Here is a 23,508-nt window from a genome sequence, read left to right as displayed (position 1 = left end):
GGAGAAGGCCATCGTGGCCGACGTCGTGCCGCCTGCTCCCCGTTGACGGGGAGAAGGTCCCGGCAGGGGGATGAGGAACACGTAGGCATTCAGGAGCAGCTATATGACCGGTAAACTCTATGGCCTCGGCCTCGGCCCCGGCGATCCGGAACTGCTGACGCTGAAGGCCCATCGTATCCTGACGAGCTGCCCTGTCGTCGCCTATCCCGCGCCCGATACCGGCCCGAGCTTTGCCCGCCAGATCGCGGTTCCGTATCTGACCGCCGCTCAGCTGGAAGTACCGATCATCGTGCCGATGCGGGTCGAACGCTTTCCGGCCCAGGACATCTACACGAAGGCTGCCGAGACGCTGTCGCATCATCTCGATGCCGGATCGGATGTCGCAGTCCTCTGCGAGGGCGATCCCTTTTTCTATGGCTCCTTCATGTATCTATTCGAGCGGCTCGCCGATCGATATCCGACAGAGGTCGTGCCGGGCGTTTCCTCGATGATGGCGGCTGCCGCTGGTCTCGGACGGCCGCTTGCTGCCCGCAACGACGTGCTCACCGTGCTGCCAGGACCTCTCTCGGATCAAGAGTTGGCAGCTCGCATCGAGACCTCCGGCGCCGTCGCGATCATCAAGCTCGGCCGGCATTTCGCCCGTATCCGTGCGCTGATCGAAAGCCTCGGACTGACGGCGCAGGCCGGCTATGCGGAGCGGGTCAGCCTTGCCGAACAGAAGCTCACGCCTCTGGCCGACGTGGCAGAGGACACCGCCCCCTATTTCTCGATGATCCTGATCTACAAGGGTGACGAGCGCTGGCATCCGGCACTTGCTAAAAAGCTTGGAAGCGGAGCCGCATGACGCCTGTCCTCGCATCCCCGGCCAAGCCCGTGGTCGTCATCCTAAGTGCATCAGCCGCTTCGCTGGGTCGCCGCATTGCAGCGGACATCGGCGGTGAACTGCATGGTGCTGCCGCCCGGGTCGAGGAGGCAGATCTGCGCTTTGCATCTGCCAAAGATCACGTCCAGACGCTGTTTGCCGCCGGTCGACCGATTATTGCCGTAATGGCCGCTGGCGCGCTGATCCGGCTCCTCGCGCCGCTCCTGTCCGACAAACATGCGGAGCCTCCGGTAATTGTTGTCGCCGAGGATGGTTCCTCCGTTGTGCCGCTGCTCGGCGGCCACCATGGCGCCAATGACCTCGCTCGACAGATTGCGACCGCCATCGGTGCCCATGCCGCCATCACGACAGCCGGCGATCTCAAGTTCGGGTTAGCGCTTGACCAGCCACCGGAAGGTTATGTGCTGGTCAATCCCGAGAGCGCCAAGCTGGTGATGGCCGAGCTCGTGGCCGGCGCTAGCGCCCGGCTCGAGGGTGAAACCGCCGCCTGGCTCACTCAATCAAGACTTCCATTTCAGCAAGAGGCCCGTGTGACGCTCTCCGTGACCGACCAACAGAAGACCGCAGGCGAGCTCGAACTCGTCTATCACCCCAAGACGCTGGTGCTCGGCATGGGCTGCGAGCGGCATGCAAAGCCGGAAGAGGCCATCGCGCTTGCCGAGGAAGCGCTCGCAAAGGGTGGTTTCGCGCGGGAAAGCCTGGCGGCCGTCTGCTCGATCGACCTGAAGGCGGATGAGACGGCGATCCATGCGGTGGCCGCCCATTTCGGCGTGCCGGCCCGCTTCTTCAGCGCAGCCGCGCTCGAAGCCGAGGCACCGCGTCTGAAGAACCCGTCTGAGGTCGTCTTTGCCGAAGTCGGCTGCCACGGTGTGGCCGAAGGGGCAGCGCTTGCGGCCGTCGGCGCGTCTGGCGAACTCGTTGTCGAGAAGATCAAATCCAAGGGGGCCACAGCCGCGATTGCGAGGGCTGCTGATATCATTGACCCGAAGACAACAGGCCGTGCTCGCGGCACGCTCTTCGTCGTCGGTATCGGCCCGGGCTCGGAAGGCTGGCGGTCGCCCGAGGTGTCGCGCATGGTTGCGGCCTCCACCGATCTCATAGGGTATTCGCTCTATCTCGACCTGCTCGGTCCGCTCGCCGATGGCAAGACCCGCCACGATTTCGATCTCGGCAAGGAAGAAGCCCGCGTCGTGCATGCCATGGAGCTGGCCGGTGAGGGAAAGACGGTGGCCCTGGTCTGCTCCGGCGATGCGGGCATCTATGCCATGGCGACGCTGGTCTTCGAACTCTTCGACAAGGGCGGCATCACCGATGGCGCGAGCCGCATCGAAGTGCAGGTCTCGCCCGGTATTTCCGCGCTGCAGGCCGCTGCTGCCCGGATCGGCGCGCCGCTCGGCCACGACTTCTGCACCATCTCGCTGTCCGACCTTCTGACCCCCTGGGAACATATCCAGCGCCGGGTGAAGGCGGCGGGCGAGGGCGATTTCGTCATCGCCTTCTACAATCCCGTATCGATGAAACGCCGCACGCAGCTCGCTTATGCCCGCGACGAGTTGTTGAAATATCGCCCGGCCACGACCCCCGTAATCCTCGCCACCAATCTCGGCCGTGAGGGCGAAAACGTGCGCACCGTGCCGCTTGGCGAATTGAACGTCGACGATGTCGACATGCTGACCGTCGTGGTGGTCGGCTCGTCCGAGAGCCGGACTGTGACGACCGGCGACGGCAAGACCTGGGTCTACACGCCGCGTGGTTATTCGGGCAAGGCAGACAGTGGCATGAAGGGAATTGAAGCATGACCGTCTATTTCATCGGCGCCGGCCCCGGAGCCCCCGATCTGATCACTGTGCGCGGCCTGCGGCTCATCGAGCGCTGCCCGGTCTGCCTCTATGCCGGCTCGCTGGTGCCGGAGGAGATCGTCGCGGCGGCACCCGAGGATGCGATCGTCAAGGATACGGCGCCCATGCATCTCGACGAGATCGTCGCGGATATGGTGTCCGCCCATGCGCGCGGCGAGGATGTCGCCCGTGTGCATTCCGGCGATCCCTCGATCTATGGCGCGATCGCCGAACAGATGCGCCGTCTTGATGCGCTGGGTATTCCCTATGACGTCGTCCCCGGCGTGCCGGCCTTTGCTGCGACGGCAGCGCGGTTGAAGACCGAATTGACCCTGCCGGAGATCGCCCAGACGGTCATCGTCACCCGCACCGAGATGAAGGCATCGTCCATGCCGGAATTCGAAACGCTGGAGATCCTCGGCAAATCCCGGGCTACGCTTGCGATCCACCTTTCGATCCGCAATCTCGCGCATATCCGGGACACACTGACCCCCTATTACGGCGAGGATTGCCCCGTGGTGATCGCCTATCGCTCCACCTGGCCAGACGAACTCTTCATCCGCACGACCCTGAAGGACATGGCGGAAGAGGTACGCAAGGCGAAGATCACGCGGACCGCACTGGTGCTGGTCGGCAAGGTCTTCGGTCATGTCGAATTCCGCGACAGCGATCTCTACAATTCGGATTTCAGCCATGTCTTGAGAAACGTCGGCAAAAAGAAGAAGGCAGCCGGCTGATACCCGGTCTTCCCGCCGTCACGCTTCAGGTCTATCGTCCGACGCGCTCGGCGGACGCCGAACAACAACAACAAAAAAAGGATTTCTTCCATGCACAAGGTCATCTTCGATACGGATCCCGGCGTCGACGACGCCATGGCGCTCCTCTTCCTGCACCATCATCCGGAGATCGACCTCCTCGGTATCACCACCGTGTTCGGAAATGCCGAGATCGACATCACGACCCGCAACGCGCTGTACCTGAAGCGTGAATGGAAGATCGATGCCCCCGTTTCACGCGGCGCCGGCGAAACCTTCATTCCGCATCGCGTCAGCCACGAGCCGCCGAAATTCATCCATGGCGATGACGGGCTCGGCAACATCGGCGTGCCCGAGGTGACGGACGTCCATCCCGATCCGCGTCCAGCCCACCGCTTCATCGTCGAAACGGTCCGTGCCAATCCGGGCGAGGTGACGATCGTTGCCGTTGGCCGCATGACCAATCTCGCCAATGCGCTGAAAGAAGACCCCGAGATCGTCAATCTGGTGAAGGAGATCGTCATCATGGGCGGCGCCTTCGACGTCAACGGCAACGTGACGCCGGCGGCCGAAGCCAACATCCACGGTGACCCGGAAGCGGCAGACGTGGTGATGACCGCAAGGTGGCCTGTGGTGGTCGTCGGCCTGGATGTCACCATGCAGACGGTGATGACGCGTTCGCAGCTCGCCGACATCAGGGACGCCGCCGGCACCAGCCGCGCGCGCCTGCTGTTTGATCTCTCGCAGTTCTACATCGATTTCTACGAGGGCCTGGTCGATGACGGCATGGTCGTGCATGACAGCTGCGCCTGCGTCTATGTCGTCGCACCGGAACTCTTCAAGACCCGCAGCGGCGTCATCCGTGTGGTCTGCGGCGGCATTGCCGATGGCCAGACGATCCAGAAGCCGGATGGTCGCGGATTCGGTCCCTCCGACTGGGATGGTGACCTGCCGAGCCAGAAGATCTGCACCGAGATCGATGCGCCGGCTGTATTGAAGCTGATCCACGATGTGATCGTGGCCGTCCGCGAAGACTGAGCAGCAGCGCCGAGCAGACAAAGAAAAACCCCGGATCTGGGAGGAGATCCGGGGTTTTTCTATTTGGGATCCGACCGAAGCCGGGACCAATCAGCCGTTGACGGCGTGACGGGCAACGCGACGGATGTCTTCGCGGCCGATGCCGAGGTCACGCAGTTCGCGGTCCGACATGCGGCCGAGTTCGGTGATGGTCTGACGATACTTGCGCCAGTTGTTGAGCGAGCGAGCGATGTTCATGGGGTCTACCTCTTTGGTGGTTTGGACCCGTCTGTGGGCCCCTTCGAATTTGTTGATCTGAATATATGCTGCAATGCGAAATCATTGAAGACATAATGCGGCAGAGCACCCATGCGTTCTGTGCATATCGATCGATTTAACCCATTGTTAACTGGTGATTTTTTGTGCGTTTGCCTCAGATCCCATCGTGCATTGCATTCGTGCAGGTCACGCGGCAGCCCGCAACGCAATGCAGTCAAAAGTGGGGGGAGAAGACAAAAAAATAACGCTCACCGGGGGAGGAGGTCCGGTGAGCGTCATTTTTGCAGACCAACGACTGGGAGGAGGAGTGTCGTTGGCCAATCGATCCCGCTCTGGGAGGAGGAGTGAGCGGGTCGAAGAAGAAGCGCCAGAAGTTCCGTCGCTCTGTTGAGAATGAATATAGGCGACACGTACGGCTTTGTGCAGTGCAAAAAGAACATGGAAGGCATGCGGTTATTGCATGGGCGACTGGCCTCGTTGCTCCCTGTGTCTTGCGGCTTGTTTTTCTGCCTGTGGCGTTTCAGATTGCCTTCGAATTCAAGGGGGCAGGCAGATGTACAGAGGCAGGTTGAAACGCGACCTCGACGACTGGGTCAAGCGGGGGCTTATCGACGCCGGCACGGCCGCAAGGCTGCTCGATGACGTGGATCGCCGCGGCTCGGGCTTCAGCATCGGGTCGATCCTGTCGATGTTCGCAGCTGTCCTGATCGCGGCCTCTCTGTTGATGCTGATCGCGGCCAACTGGGAACTGATTCCCCGACTGATCAAGGTCGCCGGCATCATCGGTCTGATCTGGATCTTTCATCTGGCGGCACTGCTTGCCAGGAGCCGCGGCGCCGACCGCATTGCGGCGGCCTCCCTTGTTCTGGGGTCTGCTGCCTTCGGTGGGGCGATCGCGCTGATCGGCCAGCTGTATCACCTCTCGGGAGATACCTTTTCAGCCATGTTCCTGTGGTTTTCGGTGACCGCCGTTTCGGCGGCCCTTTTCCGGTCGGGCGCGCTGACCGTGGTGACCGGTGTGCTCGCACTCGTCACTTTCGGCGGCGGTTTCGACAGTTTCGGTTGGGATGTCGGTAGCCATGGCCTTTGGGCCTGGTGGCCGCCATTCGGGGCGGCCTTGATCTTTGGCCTGTCGCGCTGGACGGCCGCGAACCGAGCCAAGCATTTCGGCTACATGCTTCTCCTCGCCTGGATCTGGTGGATGGTCATACTGGAGCGGGGCGAGCTCTACGCCCTCGTCGTGGCCGTCGTCGCGACGCTTCTCTTCCTGTCACTGACGCTGCCGCGTTCGCCTCTGGTGGACCTGCATCGCAGGCTCGGCGCGTCTGCGAGCTTCTATACCCTGATCATAGCGATGAGCGGCTTCGCCTATGCGCAGGGAAGTGCCGTGGATGCGGTGTCTATCGCCGTGCTCGGCATCATCATTTTGGCGCTCTCGATTGCCGCCATCGCCCTGGATGGTCGTGACAATGGCGCGGTGCGTTTGCTTGCCTACGGGGCGTTCGCAGCGGAAATTCTCTACCTCTCCTACGAGACGATCGACAGCATTCTCGGCACGTCCGCCTTCTTCCTCCTCTCCGGTCTCGTGGTTGCGGTACTTGCCTTCGTGGTCATCCGCCTCGAGAAGCGCTTCTCCCGTCCTGCCGCAGAGGTGAAGTCATGATCGCTGCCAAACCCTTTGCGGCCGCTGCACTCGTCGTCGCACTCCTGCAGACGGCGATCCTCGGCTATATGATAGAGGGACGCGCGGGCATCCTGAGATCGGGAACAGAAGTGCTGTTGAAGACGGCGCCTGTCGACCCGCGTGATCTGCTGCGCGGCGACTATGTCATCCTCACCTATGACATCTCGACCATCTCAACGACCTCGGTCACGGGTCAGAAACCCGAAACTGGCGACGCTGAGCGGTTGCATGTCCGCCTGAAGCCGGGCACGGACGGATACTGGATTGTCTCGGAGGCATCCTTCGATCCGCTTCAGGCTGAAGAGGGCAGCGTGATCCTGCTTTCGATGCCTGTCACGATCTACGACTGGGAGTGGCAGAACGCGGGCAACCTGACGGTCTCCTACGGGATCGAGCGCTACTACGTGCCGGAAGGCGAGGGCAAGCCGATCGAAGATGGTCGGAACCAGGGCCGGGTTTCGGTCGCGGTTCGTATCTCGGAGACGGGGCAGGCACAGATTCGCGCTCTGATGCTCGATGGCGAACCGCTCTACGAAGAGCCGCTTTACTGAACGGGACCACTCGCCTGCTGCAATGCCTGTGAAGCGGGTCGCGAGCGCCCAGCAATCCTGTCATTTTTCCTTTGCGTGCGGGAAAACGGGTGTTATAGAGACGCGCGCTCCGGAGGGGCCATGCGCGAATGCGACATGCGCTTTTGGACGCGGGTATGGTGAAATTGGTAGACACGCCAGATTTAGGTTCTGGTGCCGCAAGGCGTGGGAGTTCAAGTCTCTCTACCCGCACCAGCTAAGCCGCGCGGGATCGACGAGAGAACACCGAGGTGTGGCTCCTGTCAGTCCGGCGCCGTTTTGCTTGGCAGATTGTTGACGAATTGCGACGCAGCCACGTCCGGGAAAATCAATTCCGGCGTCGTGCTCAGGGAAAACACCGGCTGTCCGAGCACGGCCGCCACGACATGAAGGTAAGAACATGCAGGTTATCGAAACGCTCGCTGAAGGGCTGAAGCGCGAAATCAAGGTCATCATTCCGGCCAAGGACATGGAACAGCGCATGAATGAGCGCCTGGCCGATGTGAAGGACAAGGTCCGCATCAACGGCTTCCGTCCGGGCAAGGTGCCGACCTCCCATGTCAAGAAGATGTACGGCAAGTCGATCATGGCCGAGCTCGTCAACGAGATCATCCGTGACAAGCCGTCGGCGATCCTGTCGGAGCGCGGCGAAAAGTCGGCGACCCAGCCGGAAATCGTCATGACCGAGGACGAGAAGGAAGCGGAAAAGATCCTGTCGGCCCAGGCTGACCTGGAGTTCACGCTGTCTTACGAAATCATCCCGGCGATCGAACTGAAGTCGGTCGATGGCATCAAGGTGACCCGCGAAGTCGTTGAAGTCTCTGAAGACGAGATCAACGAGCAGATCGAAAAGATCGCCGAGAGCGCCCGCACCTTCGAAGCGAAGAAGGGCAAGGCCGCTGATGGCGACCGCGTCACCATGGATTACCTCGGCAAGGTCGATGGCGAAGCCTTCGACGGCGGCAAGGACGAAGACGCAGAGCTGGTCATCGGCTCGAACCGCTTCATCCCGGGCTTCGAAGAGCAGCTGGTTGGCCTGAAGGCTGGTGACGAAAAGGTCATCACCGTAACCTTCCCGGCCGAATACCCGGCAGCCAACCTCGCTGGCAAGGAAGCTACCTTCGACATCACCGTCAAGGAAGTCGCAAGCCCGGCCAAGACCGAAATCAATGACGAACTGGCCACCAAGCTCGGCGTCGAATCGGTCGAGAAGCTGAAGGAAATCGTCCGCGGCCAGATCGAAAGCCAGTACGGCAACGTCACCCGCCAGAAGGTCAAGCGTCAGATCCTCGACCAGCTGGACGAGCTCTACAAGTTCGAGTCGCCCTCGAAGCTCGTCGATGCCGAGTTCGAGAACATCTGGCGCCAGATCAACACCGATCTCGCCCAGTCCGGCAAGACCTTCGCTGATGAAGACACGACGGAAGAAGCTGCCCGCGAAGAATACCGCGCGCTTGCCGAGCGCCGCGTTCGCCTCGGCCTCGTTCTCTCCGAAATCGGCGAAAAGGCCGGCATCGAAGTGACCGAAGAAGAAATGCAGCGGTCGCTCTTCGCTCAGCTGCAGCAGTTCCCGGGCCAGGAAAAGCAGATCCTCGACTTCTTCCGCAACACGCCGGGTGCTGCCGCTTCCCTGCGCGCACCGATCTTCGAAGAGAAGGTCATCGACAAGCTGCTGGCTGAAGTCTCCGTCGCCGACAAGACCGTGAGCAAGGACGAGCTCCTCGCTGACGACGCTGAAGAAGGCGACAAGCCGGCCAAGAAGGCTGCTCCGAAGAAGAAGGCTGCTGCCAAGGCTGAAGACGCTGCTGAAGGCGACGACGCTGCCCCGAAGAAGAAGGCAGCCCCGAAGAAGAAGGCCGCCGAAGGCGACGCCGAGTAATCTTCGTGCCTTATTGAACTTGAGAGAAAGCCGTCCTTTTGGGCGGCTTTTTCGTCTTTAAGCGATGGAGACGGGGCATGCAGATCAGGCTAATCCGCAGTGCGACGCTCACTGTCGATGTGGCTGGCAGCCGGCTGCTCATCGATCCCTGGCTTGCGGCCAGGGGCGAAGGGCGCAGCTATTCCGGCCGCGCCACATCACCGCTCGTAGACCTGCCTCTGGCGGTCGAAGAACTGCTGGATGACATCGATGCGGTCCTGATTTCGCATCTCCATTCCGACCATTTTGACGAAGCGGCACAACGGGCGCTGCCGAAGTCGATGCCGATCCTCTGCCATAGTCGCGATCAGGCGGCGATCATGGCGATGGGTTTCAAGGACGTCCGTTCGATCGGGCAGGAGCTCGCGCTTGGTTCGGTCCAGATCCGCACGACGGATGGCCAACACGGCCCGCCGGAGGTTCTTAACGACATGGGGGAGGTCTCGGGTTTTCTGATCGAGGCGCGAGGTGAGCCGATCCTCTACTGGGCGGGTGACACGATCCTGTGCCCTGAGGTGGCGGCCGTACTGGCCGATGAAAAGCCTGATGTCGTCGTGGTGCATGGTTGTGGAGCGCTCTGGCATGGCAAAGGGCCCATAGTGATGGACGCGGCCATGGTGCGGGAGACGCTGCGTCTCGCCGGTGCTGCAATCGTCCTCGTAACCCACCTGTACGCCGTTGATCATGCGACGGTCTCGCGCGCCGATATCCGTTCCATGAGGGATCGTCAGACACAAGGCGCAGAACGGCTCCGGATCCTCGAGGACGGAGAAACGCTGAACCTTTGACAGGACCCTCAGGTGAGCCTGATGCGATCCTTATCGATGGCAAGAAGCCCCGCGACGCCGGCAACGGCGAGCCCGAGCCCGAGCAAGGCGGTTCCGGAGTAGCCGAAGAAGTGTGCGCCGATCGCGAAGGTGCTGGCGGCGACCGCGTTTCCGAGGAAGGAGTTGATCGGCATGAAGGCGGTACCGAGACCCGGGCGAGTCGGAAAGAGCTCCTGGAAATAGGTGATCGGCAGGGAGAGGAGCCCGGCAGCCGCAGCCGCGCCCGGCACGGCGAGGGCATAGAAATGCCAGGGCGCCGTCGCAAAGGCGAAACCGACCATATGCAAGCCGTAGAGCAGCGCCGACACGATGATCAGCATGAGCAGGCTGACGCGCTTGAGAAGCATGGCCGCGACCAGCATGAACGGGATCTCGATGAATGCGACGAGGGCGGCGATAAAGCCGACATCCCGTGTGGAGCCGCCGAGTTCAAGCGTGAGAATCAGGGGCCAGATCATCATCGCCAGTCGCGTGATTCCGGTGACTGCGGCCATTGCGATCATGCGGATCAGCATCTCGGCTCGCACGAGTTCGCGCAAGGCTTCGAAGAATTGGGCACCGCTGGTGCCGGTGGCTGATGTTGCGGCCTTCGGAGGCGAAAGAACGAGAAGTGATGCCAACACAATCAAAAGCGTGCAGGCGGCGGCAGCACCCCAGGCGCCGATCATGTTGGTCGATCGCGACAAGGCCAGGCCAAGCACTGCAGGCATCACCACCCAGGACATAGACATGAAGGAGCGCACCACCGTGTTGACCGCGGCTGCATCACGCTGAGACAGCGCGGAGGTCTCGATCCGTGCCGAGGCGAAGAGCAACGAGTGCACAGCCTGGGCAAAGGGAATGACGAGCGCGGTGGCAACGACGAAGACGGTAACTGACGGGAACAGGAAGATGGCGCCGTAGCCGATCGTGCCCGCAAACGCGAGAAGAGCGATCATTTTCCGCTTGTCGCCCATGCCGTCGGAAAGGATGCCGAGCGAAACGCTGATCGCAACGGTCATGATCGAGGCGACGACCGTCAGCGCGGAATAGGCCTGATCGCTCATGCCGAGCGCACCGATGGCGGTCACACCCAGATAGGGCAGGGTCGAGCCATAAGCGCAGCCCTGCACGAAGATCATGATGGACAGAATGACCAGTTGCGGACGGTCAGCAATCTGGCGAAGGGAGGAGGACATGGCCGACTCGGGGGCAACTATGAGGAGGTCGCCTGCTTAGCAGCCGATCAGCGCTACGTCTCGTGCCAGATCTGACCCGTTGCCCCGTCCGGCAGTCATTCCGCCGCGCGTCGTTCGATTTTCTCCACCTTCAACTCGCCCATCCGGTTCCAGGCATCGAGGCCGGCGATCTTGTAGGCTTCGGCCAGCGTCGGATAGTTGAAGGTGTTCTCGACGAAATATTCGACGGTACCTTTGAGATTGAGCACCGCCTGGCCGATATGCACAAGTTCGGTGGCTCCTTCGCCGACAATGTGCACGCCGAGAAGACGACGGGTCTTCAGCGAGAAGATCATCTTCAGCATGCCGCTGTCGAGACCCATGATATGGCCGCGCGACGTCTCGCGGAAATGCGCGATCCCGGTTTCATAGGGAATGCTGCGCTGAATGACCTCTTCCTCCGTCAGACCGCAGGTCGAGATCTCAGGCACGGCATAGATGCCATAGGGGAAGAACTGTGGCGGTTCATGAGACGGCGCGCCGACGGCATGGCGAGCCGCGATCCGGCCCTGCTCCATCGATGTCGAGGCGAGCGACGGGAAGCCGACCACGTCACCGGCCGCATAGATAGTGGGGACGGCGGTCTGGAATGTCTCGGGGTTGACCTTTAGCCGACCGCGATTGTCGGCTTCCAGCCCTGCGGCTTCCAGGTTCAGCGAATCGACTGCGCCGACGCGACCGGCAGCGAAAAGGACCATTTCGGCGGTCAGAACACGCCCGTTCTTCAGCGTCACGCGGCACTTGCCGTCGACCTTCTCTACACCCTCGACCGTCTGGCCGAAGATCAGCTTCATGTTCCGGTCGCGCAGTTGGTAGGTGAAGTCCTCGACGATCTCCTTGTCGATGAAATCGAGCATGGTGTCGCGCGGTTCGACGACGGTCACGACCGTATCGAGCGCCGAGAAGATCGTCGCGTATTCGATGCCGATGACACCTGCGCCGATGACGATCATCGAGCGTGGCAGTTCCTTGATCTCGAGGATCTCGTCGCTGTCGATAATGCTGACACCGTCGAAGGGGATATGCGAGGGCTTGAAGGGGCGCGTGCCGACGGCGAGCAGGACCGAGGCGGCCTGCACCTGCAGCACTTCGCCATCTTCCTTGGTCACCTCGATCGTATGTGCGTCGATGAATCGCGCCGTGCCGCGCATCTGCTGCACGCGGTTACGCGAAAACTGGTGTTCGAGCACCTCGACCTCGTGGTCGAGCGTGATGAGCAGACGGCGACGCAGGTCGTCGGCGTTGATCTCCTGCTTCACACGGTAGCTGCGGCCGTAGAAGCCTCGTTCGCGCCAGCCTGTGAGGTTGAGAGCAGTTTCGCGCAGTGTCTTCGAGGGAATGGTTCCGGTATGGACCGACACGCCACCAACGCGCGTGCCCTTCTCGATGACGAGAACTTTCTTTTCCAGCTTGGCCGCCTGGATCGCCGCTCTGCGTCCGGCTGGTCCGCTGCCAATCACGACGAAGTCATACTGGTTCATGAGATGCCTCTGATTCGCCTGCCGCCATGCTGCAGTGCACATTATCAAGAAGCAGTATGACAGGGCAACGTCACCGTTTCGTTATCGCCGACCCACAGATGAGGCTTTCGGTCACCCAAGATGTGGGGAACCGTCATGTTCAGATCAGCCGCAGGCCCTTCAGGCTGGCATGGCCATCCTTGCCGACGATGATGTGGTCATGCACGGTGATACCCAATGGCTTGGCAGTCTCGACAATGGTCCGGGTCATGTCGATATCCGCCCGCGAGGGTGTCGGGTCGCCACTCGGATGGTTGTGGACCAGGATGATGGCAGTCGCGGACAGTTCGAGCGCCCGTTTGACCACCTCGCGCGGATAGACCGGCGTGTGATCGACCGTTCCGCGGCCCTGGATCTCGTCAGCAATCAACACGTTGCGCTTGTCGAGGAAAAGGATGCGGAACTGCTCTGTGGTCTCATAGGCCATGGCGGCATGGCAATAGTCGATGACTGACGACCAGGAAGACAGAACCTGCTTTTCGCGAAGCTCGCTCTTCAGCATGCGCTGGGCAACATTGGCGATCAGCTTCAGATCGAGCGCCACTGTCTCGCCAACCCCCTTCACCTCCTGCAGCAGCGCGGGAGGCGCACCGAGCACGCCGGCGAGTGTCTGGAAACGGGCAAGCAGTGCTTTCGCGATCGGCTTGGTGTCGCGGCGCGGGATCAGCCGGAAAAGCAGCAGTTCGAGGATCTCGTAATCTGCTAGTGCCGTCTCGCCTCCCTCGCGAAAGCGGCTGCGCAATCTTTCCCTGTGCCCCAGATAATGGGCCTCTGGCGGCATTGCGGCGCGTGTCGATGCGGCCTTGGCAATGGTGTTTTCTCTTGCTGGCTGCTCTGCGAAGAAGCTGCGCTCGTCGGCTTCATCATGGGGCAGCTGTCGACCGGAGCCGAAGAGGTCGCTGACCTGTTGTGCGGCTGCGCTTTCATGGCGCAGGGATTCACCTGAGAACGGAAACTTGCTCGTCATGCCACCCAATCCTGACCCTCATGGTCGAGCGGCTGATCCGCCGCAAGGATATAGTGACACGACTGCCGCCGTGCGCAAGTTCAAGTTGCGGCAGGTCGTATTGACGCGCGTCTGTCAGCCGAGGCCCGGACGGTCGAGACCGGCAGGCGAGAGGGTGAAGATCTCGCAGCCATTGGCGGTCACGCCGACCGTATGCTCGTATTGCGCCGTCAGCGACCGGTCGCGGGTGACGGCGGTCCAGCCGTCCGAGAGTACCTTCACATGCGGCTTGCCGAGATTGATCATCGGCTCGATGGTGAAGATCATACCCTCGCGCAGTTCCGGGCCCTCGTTCGCCTTGCCGTAATGCAAGATGTTCGGGCTGTCGTGGAAGAGACGCCCGACCCCATGGCCGCAGAAATCGCGCACCACCGAGCAGCGTTCTGCCTCGGCATAAGTCTGGATCGCCTCGCCGATGGCACCGGTACGGGCACCGGGGCGCACGGCGGCGATGCCGCGCATCAGGCATTCATAGGTGACCTCCATCAACCGCTCGGCGGCACGCTTGACCTGCCCGACCGGATACATGCGGCTCGAATCGCCGTGCCAGCCATCGAGCAGGTAAGTCACGTCGATATTGACGATATCGCCGTCACGCAGCGGCTTGTCGTCCGGCATGCCGTGACAGACGACGTGGTTGATCGAGGTGCAGACCGAATACTTGTAACCACGATAGTTCAGCGTCGCGGGCAGGGCGCCGTGGTCGGCGCCGAACTCGAAGACGAACTTGTCGATGGCGGCTGTCGTCACGCCAGGCTTGACCATCGGCACGAGCGCGTCGAGGCAGCGTGCAGTCAACTGGCAGGCGCGGCGCATGCCTTCGAAGTCGTCTGCGCCGTAGAGGCGGATCGCGCCGGTGTTCTTGAGCGGTGCCGTCGCCGCGTCGATATAGGTGACCATGGGGTGGCTTTCGCAAGTTCTAATCTAGGAGCTTTGGCCGTTCATAAACGACCAAACCCGTCTTCGTCTATCCGGATGAGGCTGTCAGGCACGATTTTGCCCGGTTCGAGGTGGCAGCGCACGGCATAGGCCTCCACACCGCGAGCGATCGCACGGGCGAAGGCGCGGCCATAACCAGGGTCGAGATCCGAGCAGATTCTCAAGCGGTCGCAATCGGCGCGCTGGATGATGAAAAGCATGGCCGCACGCCGGCCAGTCTGAACAAGGTCGCGCATTTCGTCGAGGTGCTTGGCGCCACGGGTCGTCACGCTGTCGGGAAACTCCGCGAGCCCTGCCTCTCGGATGAAATGCACGTTCTTCACCTCGACATGCACGCTGCCCTTGGTCGTGTCCTCCAGCAGGATGTCGATCCGCGAATTGCGGCCGTAGCGCTGTTCGCGCTTCAGGGAGGAAAAGCCTGAAAGTTCCGGCACAAGCCCGGCCAGGATCGCTTCCTCCGCGAGCCGGTTCGGCATGGCGGTGTTGACCCCGACCACAGTCCCGTCTGCCTCGACAAGTTCGAGGGCGTGAGCATATTTGCGCGTCGCGGCTGCGTGCTGCGAAAGCCAGATCCGCGATCCCGGTTCGGTCAAACCCCTCATCGAGCCGGTGTTTGGGCAAAAGCCGGTGACCGCGCTGCCGTCTTCGAGGATGGCATCGAACAGGAAACGCTTGTAGCGGCGCACCAGCCGCGCAGGGATGAGGGGCGGGGAGAAGATCATCCTGTGATGGCGCTGCACTCAGACGCGGGCAAGCACATAACGTCCGGGCGCGTCCGCAATCGCATTCAAGGCATCGCCACCCGGCTTGCGGGCCGGAACGCGTTCGTCGGCAAGCTTTTCGATCCAGATCTGCCAGTGAGGCCACCAGGAACCGGATGTCTCCTTGGCATTCGCCATCCAGTCTTCGTAGGTTCCCACAACCTTGCCATTGGTCCAGTACTGGTACTTCTGCTTGTCCGGCGGATTGACGACACCGGCGATATGGCCCGAGCCTGATACGACGAAATCGACCGGCCCACCGAAAAGGCTGCTTCCCACGAAGACTGACTTGGCAGGCGCGATATGGTCTTCCTTGGTGGCCAGATTGTAGATCGGGATCTTCACGTCCTTCAGCGACAGCGTCTTGCCGGCGAGCTGCATCTTGCCCTGGCTCAGCGTGTTGTTGAGGTAGCAATTGCGCAAATAGAAGGAGTGGTTTGCCGCTGCCATTCGGGTCGAATCGGAGTTCCAGTAGAGAAGATCGAAGGGCATCGGATCCTGGCCCTTCAGGTAGTTATTGACGAAATAGGGCCAGATCAGCTCGGAGGAGCGCAGCATGTTGAAGGCCGCTGCCATTTTCGAACCGTCGAGATAGCCCGTGGACTTCATTTTCTCTTCGAGGCCCGACAGCTGCTCCTCGTCGACGAAGACCTTGAGGTCACCGGCATAGGTGAAATCGACCTGGGTGGTGAACAGCGTGGCACTGGCGATCCGCTTGTTCTTCTCCTGGGCGTGAAGAGCCAGAGCCGCCGCAAGCAGCGTGCCACCGACGCAGTAGCCGATAGCGTTGACTTCTTTTTCTCCTGTCGCCTTCTCCACCGTGTCGAGCGCAAAATCGACGCCCTCGCGGATATAGGCTTCCCAGTCCTTGGTCGCATGGCGCTCGTCCGGATTGACCCAGGAGATCACGAAGACCGTATGGCCCTGGTCGACGCACCACTTGATGAAGCTTTTCTGCGGGTTGAGATCGAGAATGTAGAACTTGTTGATCCAGGGTGGGCAGATGAGGAGAGGGCGCTTCAGCACCGTCTCGGTGGTCGCGTCATATTGGATGACCTCGCAGACGTCGCTCTGCGCGATCACCTTTCCCGGCGTGATCGCCATGTTCTCGCCGACGGCAAACTTGCTCGTGTCTGTCTGCCGGATCCTGAGATCTCCACCCCCGGCCGCTATGTCCTCGGCGAGCATCTGCATGCCCTTGACGAGATTTGCGCCGCTGCTCTGCACCGTCTCCTTGTAGAGTTGCGGATTGGTCGCGACGAAATTGGCGGGAGAGAGTGCGGCCGTGATCTGCCGCATGTAGAAATTGGCCTTGTGCCGCGTATGCTCGTCGAGCCCGCCGGCGTCATTGACCATCTTTTCGGCCCACTGGGTCAAGACGACATAGGTCTGGCGGAGGAAATCGAAGAACGGATTGCGCTCCCAATCCTCGTCGGAGAAGCGCTTGTCCTTGGGCAGCGGATCGGCGAGCGGCTGCTCCGGTGTGGCGAACCGCGCCAGCGAGCGGCTCCAGACGACGAAGACCGCATTGAGCAGGTGGGTCTGCGCTTCGAGCGTCCGTTTCGGGTCGGACATCCAGTATTCCGCCACCTTGCCCATGATCTTCACAAGCTCGGCCATCGGCTCGGAAACGGGATCGACGATTTCGCCAGTTTCACGGGGTTTGAGCCAAACGGATGCGGCTCTGCCAAGGTTCTCAAGCGCCTTGGCGGCATTCACGGCGAATGCCTGCGGATCCTTGATGATATAGGGCTCGATCAGCTTCGGATCGAACGCGGCACTTGCTTCGGCTTCTTCCCGCGTCCTGTCCATGCCATCCTCCCCAGGATTGTTCTGGTGTCTTTTGTGTTTGCCTATCCTGCATGAAAACGACTACAAGTTCCAGCTGTTGGCGCATAGTCTTTCGATGAGGATCGACGGTTGCGCCCTTGAGGAATGTCAGTTTTCCGCGCAGATGCGGGCGGTCGGGGCCATGGTGCACAAGAAGTTCAGTCTCTCGGGTCATTCTCTGCAGGCGCTGGTCCTGGCCTTCGTCGCGCTCATGGCGGGCACGGGCTGCCAGTCTTCTGCGCCAGCGACGACGCAAGTCGCGGCGGTGCCGACAGCGCTCGAAGTCAATGTCGAGGATCCGGACAATCCGGACGCGCCACAAGCCCGTCCGACCTATGCCGACGGCTATCCGAATTTTGCCGGTTCGCTCAATGCCGCGAATGTCCAGTTGAGCAATGAAGAGGCGACCGCGCTGCAGGCCCAGCTGAGCTCGCTAGGCGCTGCCCGCCAGGCCGGCACGATCACCGAAGCGGCATACCAGGCAAGACTGGCTGAACTGCGCAATCTCGCAGCCCAGCACGGGCCCGAAACGCAGGCTCAGATCGCCAATTAAGGCTTGCGCTGGCGGCGTTTTTTTCGCAAAGCAACCGAAGCGTTTTTGACATAAAATTTCGTCGGCGATTCAGGCTTCACGCCGGATTTGCGACAAAATTTCCTGCGAGCGCTCTGATTGGGATATCATCACGTGCATTCGGTTCTGCGGTTCGTTGCGGAGCGCGTGGTCACTGGGAAAACGAGCGCGCCTGCCGCGGTTATGATCCGCGCGGTTTCAGGGGTTGAAGATGGAAGAGTTTCACAAAGTCCGGCGCCTGCCGCCCTATGTTTTCGAACAGGTCAACCGTTTGAAGGCGAGCGCGCGAGCCGGTGGCGCCGACATCATCGACCTCGGCATGGGCAATCCCGATCTTCCGACCCCGCAGGCGATCGTCGACAAGCTTTGCGAAGTGGTCCAGGACCCGCGCACCCATCGTTACTCCTCGTCCAAAGGCATCCCGGGCCTGCGCCGCGCGCAAGCCGCTTATTATGCCCGTCGCTTCAATGTGAAGCTCAATCCCGATACGCAGGTCGTGGCGACGCTGGGTTCCAAGGAAGGCTTCGCCAACATGGCGCAGGCGATCACCGCGCCGGGTGATGTCATCCTCTGCCCCAACCCGACCTATCCGATCCATGCCTTCGGCTTCCTCATGACCGGCGGCGTCATCCGTTCGATCTCGATCGAGCCGGACGAGACCTTCTTCCCGCCGCTCGAGCGCGCGGTGAAGCACTCGATCCCGAAGCCGCTGGCGCTGATCATCAACTATCCGTCCAACCCGACGGCCCGCGTCGCGAGCCTCGACTTCTACAAGGACGTCATCGCATTCGCGAAGAAGCACGACATCATCGTGCTCTCTGACCTCGCCTACTCGGAAATCTACTTCGACGGCAATCCGCCTCCATCAGTGCTTGAAGTGCCCGGCGCCATGGACTGCACCGTCGAATTCACCTCGATGTCGAAGACCTTCTCCATGCCCGGCTGGCGCATGGGCTTTGCCGTCGGCAACGAACGTCTGATCTCGGCGCTTACGCGGGTCAAGTCCTATCTCGACTACGGCGCGTTTACGCCGATCCAGGTCGCCGCGACCCACGCCCTGAATGGCGACGGCTCCGACATCGCGGAAGTCCGCAGCGTCTACCATCGCCGCCGCGACGTGATGGTCGAAAGCTTCGGCAAGGCCGGCTTTGAAGTGCCGCCACCTGCCGCCACCATGTTCGCCTGGGCGAAGATCCCGGAAAAATTCCGTCATCTCGGTTCGCTGGAGTTCTCCAAGCTGCTGGTGGAGAAGGCCGATGTGGCCGTTGCCCCGGGCATCGGCTTCGGTGAAATGGGCGACGAATATGTCCGTCTCGCCCTCGTCGAGAACGAGCACCGCATCCGTCAGGCCGCCCGCAACATCAAGAAGTTCCTGTCGACGGCCGACGAGACGATGCACAACGTGATTTCGCTCAACGCCCACCGTTGAGCCCCGCGTTGATCCAAAGGCGGTCCCGTCAGGACCGCCTCACTTCCTTTTCGATGACGTCAGGAATGCCTCATGGCGAATGCCCTTAAAATCGGCGTGGCGGGTCTCGGCACCGTCGGTGCCTCGCTTGTCCGTATCCTCCAGACCCGCGCCGATGCGCTTGCCGTTGCCTGCGGGCGCCCGATTGCCGTGACGGCCGTCTCTGCCCGTGACGCGTCGAAGGATCGCGGCATCCAGATGGACGGCATTGCCTGGTATGCCGATCCGGTTGAGATGGCGAAGGAAGCCGACATCGAGGTCTTCGTCGAGCTCGTTGGTGGCTCCGAAGGGGCAGCCGAAGACTCGGTCCGTGCAGCGCTTGGACGCGGTCTGCATGTCGTGACGGCCAACAAGGCGCTTCTTTCGCGTCACGGTGTGGAGCTTGCCAAACTCGCCGAGGAAAAGGGTCGCCTTCTGAACTACGAGGCAGCCGTCGCCGGTGGCATTCCCGTCATCAAGACGCTGCGCGAATCGCTGACCGGCAACAATTTCTCCCGCATCTACGGGATCATGAACGGCACCTGCAATTACATCCTGACCCGGATGGAACGCGAGGGCCTGTCCTTTGCCGACTGCTTGAAGGAAGCCCAGCGCCTCGGTTATGCCGAAGCCGATCCGAGTTTCGATATCGAGGGCAACGACACGGCCCACAAGCTGTCGATCCTGACGACGCTTGCCTTCGGCTGCGAGATCTCGGCCGACCAGATCTACCTCGAAGGCATCACCAATATCTCGATCGAGGATATCCACGCGGCGGCCGATCTCGGCTATCGCATCAAGCTTCTCGGTGTTGCCCAGAAGACCGAAAGCGGCATCGAGCAGCGCGTCCACCCGACGATGGTGCCGCTCGATTCGGTCATTGCTCAGGTCGACGGCGTCACCAATGCAGTAGCGCTCGAATCCGACATTCTCGGCGAATTGCTGATGGTCGGCCCCGGAGCCGGTGGCCATGCGACAGCATCCGCCGTGCTCGGCGACATCACCGACATCGCCAAGAGCCGTCCGGGTGCGCAGGAAGTGCCCGTTCTCGGTCGCCCGGCCCATCTGCTGGAACCCTATCGCCAGGCCGAGATGCAGAGCCACGAAGGCGGATACTTCATCCGCCTGACCGTGCAGGACCGCACTGGCGTCTTCGCCAGCATTGCAACGAAGATGGCGGAGAACGCCATTTCGCTTGAATCGATCGTCCAGCATTCGAAGCAACCGGTAACGCCGGACCGTCCCCAGACGATCATCCTCGTCACTCACGCGACGATGGAAAGCGCCGTCCGCAAGGCCGTGGGGGCAATCAAGGGCGAGGGCTACCTGATCGGCGAGCCACAGGTGATTCGCATCGAGCGCCCCAAGACCTGAGTTCAAGAGATGCCGTTCGAGGGCTAGTCCGCCTCCGAACGGCTTGGCATAGTCTGAAACGCCATCAATCTGATGATTTCGGCCCTGCCAAAACTTACACTCTCGCCAAAAGTCTAATGCGGGCGTAATCTGCGCCCACTGTCGGGATCTTGGGGAGGAGTTCGTCGATGGCACTGGGCGAGGGGAGTGCGCTTTGGGACGACGCGGGCACTGCCCCGCCGCCGCCGAGCCGCAGCGATGAGTCTGCCATATATCAGGGCCAGGTTGAGCACGAAGGTTTGCGGGCCGCGCAGACGAAGTCCGGCTGGGGGCCGCTCTTGGCCTTTGCTGCAGTCATGGCCGTGCCCTTCGCGCTGGTCGCCTGGCTGATGGCGTGATGCGGCTGCGACCGGATTGAATGCGGCCTCCTGCCTCTGGTGATTTTTTGCGATCGGTATAGAACGGGGAGGGGCGGTTCCGCCGCCTAAGGCCCTGTCGCGCAGCCACACCTCGGCCGCGCCCCGTAAAGAGCAAGAATGTCGACCGAACCGGTAGATCCCGTCATCCGAGCCTTTCTCGGCGTTGAACAGTCAGCAAGTGGCCAGCGCTGGATGTCGCGCACGGACCAGGCAGGACAGAATAAGGCGCTGGCCATCAGCCAGCTCCACGGTATCCCCGAACTCGTCGCGCGCGTTCTGGCAGGCCGCGGTGTGGGCGTGGACGAGGCGCCGGCATTCCTTGACCCAACCATCCGCAGTCTGATGCCGGATCCCTCAAAGCTGACCGATTGCGATGCGGCGGCTGCACGCATCTTCGGCGCGATCGACCGAAAGGAACGCGTCGCCATTTTCGGCGACTATGACGTCGACGGGGCTGCTTCTTCGGCCCTCATGGCGCGGTTCCTGCACCATTTCGGTGTCGAGGCCGAGATCTACATCCCGGACCGCATTTTTGAAGGCTATGGCCCCAATGCCGCCGCCATCGACCAGCTGATCGAGCGCGGCGCCAATCTCCTGATTACCGTCGACTGCGGTTCGACCAGCATCGAAGCCCTGGGGGCTGCCGAGCGGCGCGGCGTCGACGTCGTCGTCATCGACCACCATCAGATGGGCAACGAGATGCCGGTCTGCCATGCCCTGGTCAATCCGAATCGCGAGGACGACCTTTCAGGGCAGGGCCATCTCTGTGCTGCCGGCGTCGTCTTTATGGTGCTGGTCGCGACCCTCCGCGTCCTGCGCGAGGCAGGCCATCCGCATGCGCGCTCGCTCGATCTGCTCGCATGGCTCGACCTTGTGGCGCTGGCGACCGTCTGCGATGTTGTGCCGCTCAAGGGCCTCAATCGCGCCTATGTGACGAAGGGGCTGATCGCGGCTCGCCACCAGAACAATGCCGGGCTCGCGGCCCTCCTGCGGGTGGCGGGCATCGGTGGTCCTGTGACGCCCTATCATTTCGGATTTCTTCTCGGCCCCCGAATCAATGCCGGCGGCCGAATCGGCGACGCGGCCTTGGGCAGCCGACTGCTGACGCTGGACGATGCGAGTGAAGCAGACCAGATCGCAGCCAAGCTTGACGAGCTGAATCGCGAGCGCCAGGCGATGGAAGCGGTGATGCTCGCCGAGGCCGAAGCCGAAGCCATGGCCGAATATGGGACCGGTGAAAAAGCCTCGGTCATCGTGACCGCCAAGGAGCAGTGGCATCCGGGGATTGTCGGGCTACTGGCAGCCCGCCTGAAGGAGAAGTTCAAACGCCCCGCCTTTGCGATCGCCTTCGATCCGCTCGGCAAGGGCACCGGCTCGGGACGCTCCATCAATGGCTTCGACATGGGTCGTATGGTGCGTGCAGCCGTGGACGAGGGGCTTCTGGTCAAGGGCGGTGGTCATGCCATGGCGGCGGGCCTGACGGTCGATCGTGCCAATCTCGGCCGGCTGCGCAGCTTCTTCGAGGAGCAGGCATCTTCGCAGGTCCTGGCGCTCGCGGCAAACCAGACCCTGAAGATTGATGGCGCAATTGGCGCCTCCGGTGCCACACTTGCACTGGTCGACCAGCTGGAGGCCGCCGGTCCTTATGGCTCCGGTCATCCGCAGCCGATCTTTGCCGTACCGTTGCACCGCCTGAGGGACGCCCGTCCCGTCGGCACCACCCATATCAAGATCACGCTCGAAGGCATGGACGGCAGTCGATTGGAGGGAATCGCATTCCGCGCAGCCGAAACCGATCTCGGCCATTTCCTGATGAACAACCGTGGCAGTCAGGTGCATGTCGCAGGCACGTTGAGTGCTGACCATTGGCAAGGCAACAGGCGGGTGCAGTTCCGCGTCATCGATGCCGCCAAGGCGCCCTGAACGGATGATAGGCTCGTCATGTAGGAGAGATCGAAGTGGCACGCCCTAGGGGAGTCGAACCCCTCTTCCCAGAATGAAAATCTGGTGTCCTAACCGATAGACGAAGGGCGCGTGCGCTTCGGTGGCGCCCTTATGGCTGGAACTGGCCGCGAGCGCAAGTGCTCTTTCGGCCCGTATGACGATTTTATCCACAGGCTTGGCGGGGGGCGGTAACGTAAGGACAAACAAGCACTTGAGCCTAGCTTGTGCACAGGTTCTGCAATGGCAGGGGGGTATCGAAGTGGCACGCCCTAGGGGAGTCGAACCCCTCTTCCCAGAATGAAAATCTGGTGTCCTAACCGATAGACGAAGGGCGCGTGCGCTTCGGTGGCGCCCTTATAGTCAGGCCTCTTGACGACCGCAAGCGGAAATTTGACGATCCGAAGTGGAAAAATTCCGAGCGGGTGAACCCGCAGAATGACGGCGTAACCGCGTCCGGCGATACACCAATCAAGAAGTTCATAATGTCTGGAAAAGAGAAACGAAGTGGCACGCCCTAGGGGAGTCGAACCCCTCTTCCCAGAATGAAAATCTGGTGTCCTAACCGATAGACGAAGGGCGCGTCTGCTTCGTGGCGCCCTTATAGTCAGGCTGTTTGAAGACCGCAAGCGGCATTTTCGCCTTTCATGCAAAAAATATGACAGGGGCCGCGCAGGCCCCTGAAAACTCGGATAATCCCTGTCTTTGGAAGGACTTGGCGCCCAGGCCGCTTG

20 protein-coding genes and 4 tRNA genes are annotated in these 23,508 nt (G+C 61.5%); 14 read left to right on the top strand and 10 right to left on the bottom strand.

The window, feature by feature from the left end; translation table 11 throughout:
• Positions 1-103: 103 nt before the first annotated feature.
• The 4 genes from cobI to BSY240_RS03970 all read left to right on the top strand — a co-directional run bounded on the left by cobI (position 104) and on the right by BSY240_RS03970 (position 4,514).
• Positions 104-844, top strand: a complete 741-nt coding sequence (cobI, locus tag BSY240_RS03985) for a precorrin-2 C(20)-methyltransferase (RefSeq protein ID WP_069041481.1) — start codon at positions 104-106, stop codon at positions 842-844.
• Positions 841-2,682: a precorrin-3B C(17)-methyltransferase gene (gene cobJ / locus BSY240_RS03980; protein WP_069041480.1), complete on the top strand. Its 1,842-nt coding sequence runs from the start codon at positions 841-843 to the stop codon at positions 2,680-2,682. Before cobI ends, cobJ begins: the two co-directional genes overlap by 4 nt.
• Positions 2,679-3,458, top strand: coding sequence for a precorrin-4 C(11)-methyltransferase (cobM, locus tag BSY240_RS03975; protein WP_069041479.1), 780 nt, complete (start codon positions 2,679-2,681; stop codon positions 3,456-3,458). The genes cobJ and cobM overlap by 4 nt, the downstream gene beginning before the upstream one ends.
• A 90-nt stretch (positions 3,459-3,548) precedes the next feature.
• A complete protein-coding gene (locus BSY240_RS03970) occupies positions 3,549-4,514 on the top strand; it encodes a nucleoside hydrolase (RefSeq protein ID WP_069041478.1) in 966 nt (321 codons plus the stop codon).
• A gap of 90 nt (positions 4,515-4,604) precedes the next feature.
• On the opposite strand, the gene BSY240_RS03965 is transcribed toward BSY240_RS03970, so the two are convergent.
• Positions 4,605-4,751, bottom strand: a complete 147-nt coding sequence (locus BSY240_RS03965) for a DUF1127 domain-containing protein (RefSeq protein WP_006728511.1) — start codon at positions 4,749-4,751, stop codon at positions 4,605-4,607.
• 574 nt (positions 4,752-5,325) lie between these two features.
• Between BSY240_RS03965 and BSY240_RS03960 the strand changes: the two genes are divergently transcribed.
• From BSY240_RS03960 to BSY240_RS03940, 5 genes are all read left to right on the top strand, one after another.
• Positions 5,326-6,435: a DUF2157 domain-containing protein gene (locus BSY240_RS03960; RefSeq protein ID WP_069041477.1), complete on the top strand. Its 1,110-nt coding sequence runs from the start codon at positions 5,326-5,328 to the stop codon at positions 6,433-6,435.
• Positions 6,432-7,007 carry a GDYXXLXY domain-containing protein gene (locus tag BSY240_RS03955; protein ID WP_069041476.1) on the top strand — a complete coding sequence of 192 codons (576 nt, stop codon included), beginning with the start codon at positions 6,432-6,434 and terminating at the stop codon, positions 7,005-7,007. The genes BSY240_RS03960 and BSY240_RS03955 overlap by 4 nt, the downstream gene beginning before the upstream one ends.
• Before the next feature lie 149 nt (positions 7,008-7,156).
• Positions 7,157-7,241: transfer RNA gene (locus BSY240_RS03950), tRNA-Leu, on the top strand.
• A gap of 184 nt (positions 7,242-7,425) precedes the next feature.
• Complete coding sequence (gene tig, locus BSY240_RS03945) at positions 7,426-8,904, top strand: trigger factor (protein WP_069041475.1); 1,479 nt, start codon at positions 7,426-7,428, stop codon at positions 8,902-8,904.
• 77 nt (positions 8,905-8,981) lie between these two features.
• Positions 8,982-9,731: an MBL fold metallo-hydrolase gene (locus BSY240_RS03940; RefSeq protein ID WP_069041474.1), complete on the top strand. Its 750-nt coding sequence runs from the start codon at positions 8,982-8,984 to the stop codon at positions 9,729-9,731.
• A gap of 8 nt (positions 9,732-9,739) precedes the next feature.
• Here BSY240_RS03940 and BSY240_RS03935 read toward each other — a convergent pair whose 3' ends face one another.
• From BSY240_RS03935 to BSY240_RS03910, 6 genes are all read right to left on the bottom strand, one after another.
• Positions 9,740-10,948, bottom strand: a complete 1,209-nt coding sequence (locus tag BSY240_RS03935; protein WP_069041473.1) for an MFS transporter — start codon at positions 10,946-10,948, stop codon at positions 9,740-9,742.
• A gap of 95 nt (positions 10,949-11,043) precedes the next feature.
• Positions 11,044-12,468 (bottom strand): Si-specific NAD(P)(+) transhydrogenase, encoded by a 1,425-nt coding sequence (gene sthA, locus BSY240_RS03930; protein WP_054150215.1) that lies wholly within the window; start codon positions 12,466-12,468, stop codon positions 11,044-11,046.
• 139 nt (positions 12,469-12,607) lie between these two features.
• Positions 12,608-13,474 (bottom strand): RadC family protein, encoded by an 867-nt coding sequence (radC, locus tag BSY240_RS03925; RefSeq protein ID WP_082347694.1) that lies wholly within the window; start codon positions 13,472-13,474, stop codon positions 12,608-12,610.
• 114 nt (positions 13,475-13,588) lie between these two features.
• A complete protein-coding gene (gene map / locus BSY240_RS03920) occupies positions 13,589-14,413 on the bottom strand; it encodes a type I methionyl aminopeptidase (protein WP_054150216.1) in 825 nt (274 codons plus the stop codon).
• A gap of 41 nt (positions 14,414-14,454) precedes the next feature.
• Entirely contained in the window at positions 14,455-15,174 is a 720-nt protein-coding gene (sfsA, locus tag BSY240_RS03915; RefSeq protein WP_054150217.1) for a DNA/RNA nuclease SfsA, read from the bottom strand.
• A gap of 18 nt (positions 15,175-15,192) precedes the next feature.
• Positions 15,193-17,025 carry a PHA/PHB synthase family protein gene (locus tag BSY240_RS03910; protein WP_069041472.1) on the bottom strand — a complete coding sequence of 611 codons (1,833 nt, stop codon included), beginning with the start codon at positions 17,023-17,025 and terminating at the stop codon, positions 15,193-15,195.
• 160 nt (positions 17,026-17,185) lie between these two features.
• Between BSY240_RS03910 and BSY240_RS03905 the strand changes: the two genes are divergently transcribed.
• The 5 genes from BSY240_RS03905 (at position 17,186) to recJ (ending at position 22,756) form a co-directional block, all read left to right on the top strand.
• Positions 17,186-17,596: an SHOCT domain-containing protein gene (locus BSY240_RS03905; RefSeq protein ID WP_236759309.1), complete on the top strand. Its 411-nt coding sequence runs from the start codon at positions 17,186-17,188 to the stop codon at positions 17,594-17,596.
• A gap of 229 nt (positions 17,597-17,825) precedes the next feature.
• Complete coding sequence (locus BSY240_RS03900) at positions 17,826-19,043, top strand: LL-diaminopimelate aminotransferase (protein ID WP_054150219.1); 1,218 nt, start codon at positions 17,826-17,828, stop codon at positions 19,041-19,043.
• A 72-nt stretch (positions 19,044-19,115) separates the two neighbouring features.
• Positions 19,116-20,435 carry a homoserine dehydrogenase gene (locus tag BSY240_RS03895; protein WP_069041471.1) on the top strand — a complete coding sequence of 440 codons (1,320 nt, stop codon included), beginning with the start codon at positions 19,116-19,118 and terminating at the stop codon, positions 20,433-20,435.
• A gap of 167 nt (positions 20,436-20,602) precedes the next feature.
• Positions 20,603-20,812 carry a hypothetical protein gene (locus BSY240_RS03890; RefSeq protein ID WP_069041470.1) on the top strand — a complete coding sequence of 70 codons (210 nt, stop codon included), beginning with the start codon at positions 20,603-20,605 and terminating at the stop codon, positions 20,810-20,812.
• 138 nt (positions 20,813-20,950) lie between these two features.
• Entirely contained in the window at positions 20,951-22,756 is a 1,806-nt protein-coding gene (gene recJ, locus BSY240_RS03885) for a single-stranded-DNA-specific exonuclease RecJ (protein ID WP_069041469.1), read from the top strand.
• Between the two features lie 36 nt (positions 22,757-22,792).
• Here the strand turns inward: recJ and BSY240_RS03880 are convergent.
• From BSY240_RS03880 to BSY240_RS03865, 3 genes are all read right to left on the bottom strand, one after another.
• Positions 22,793-22,867: transfer RNA gene (locus BSY240_RS03880), tRNA-Glu, on the bottom strand.
• A gap of 170 nt (positions 22,868-23,037) precedes the next feature.
• A tRNA-Glu gene (locus BSY240_RS03875) sits at positions 23,038-23,112 on the bottom strand.
• Between the two features lie 170 nt (positions 23,113-23,282).
• Positions 23,283-23,357, bottom strand: a tRNA-Glu gene (locus tag BSY240_RS03865).
• Positions 23,358-23,508: the final 151 nt, after the last annotated feature.

The sequence above is a fragment of the Agrobacterium sp. RAC06 genome (assembly GCF_001713475.1).
Classification (GTDB): Bacteria; Pseudomonadota; Alphaproteobacteria; order Rhizobiales; family Rhizobiaceae; genus Allorhizobium.
Note: the sequence above shows the minus strand (reverse complement) of the source record. Positions and strands in the feature narration are given on the sequence as shown.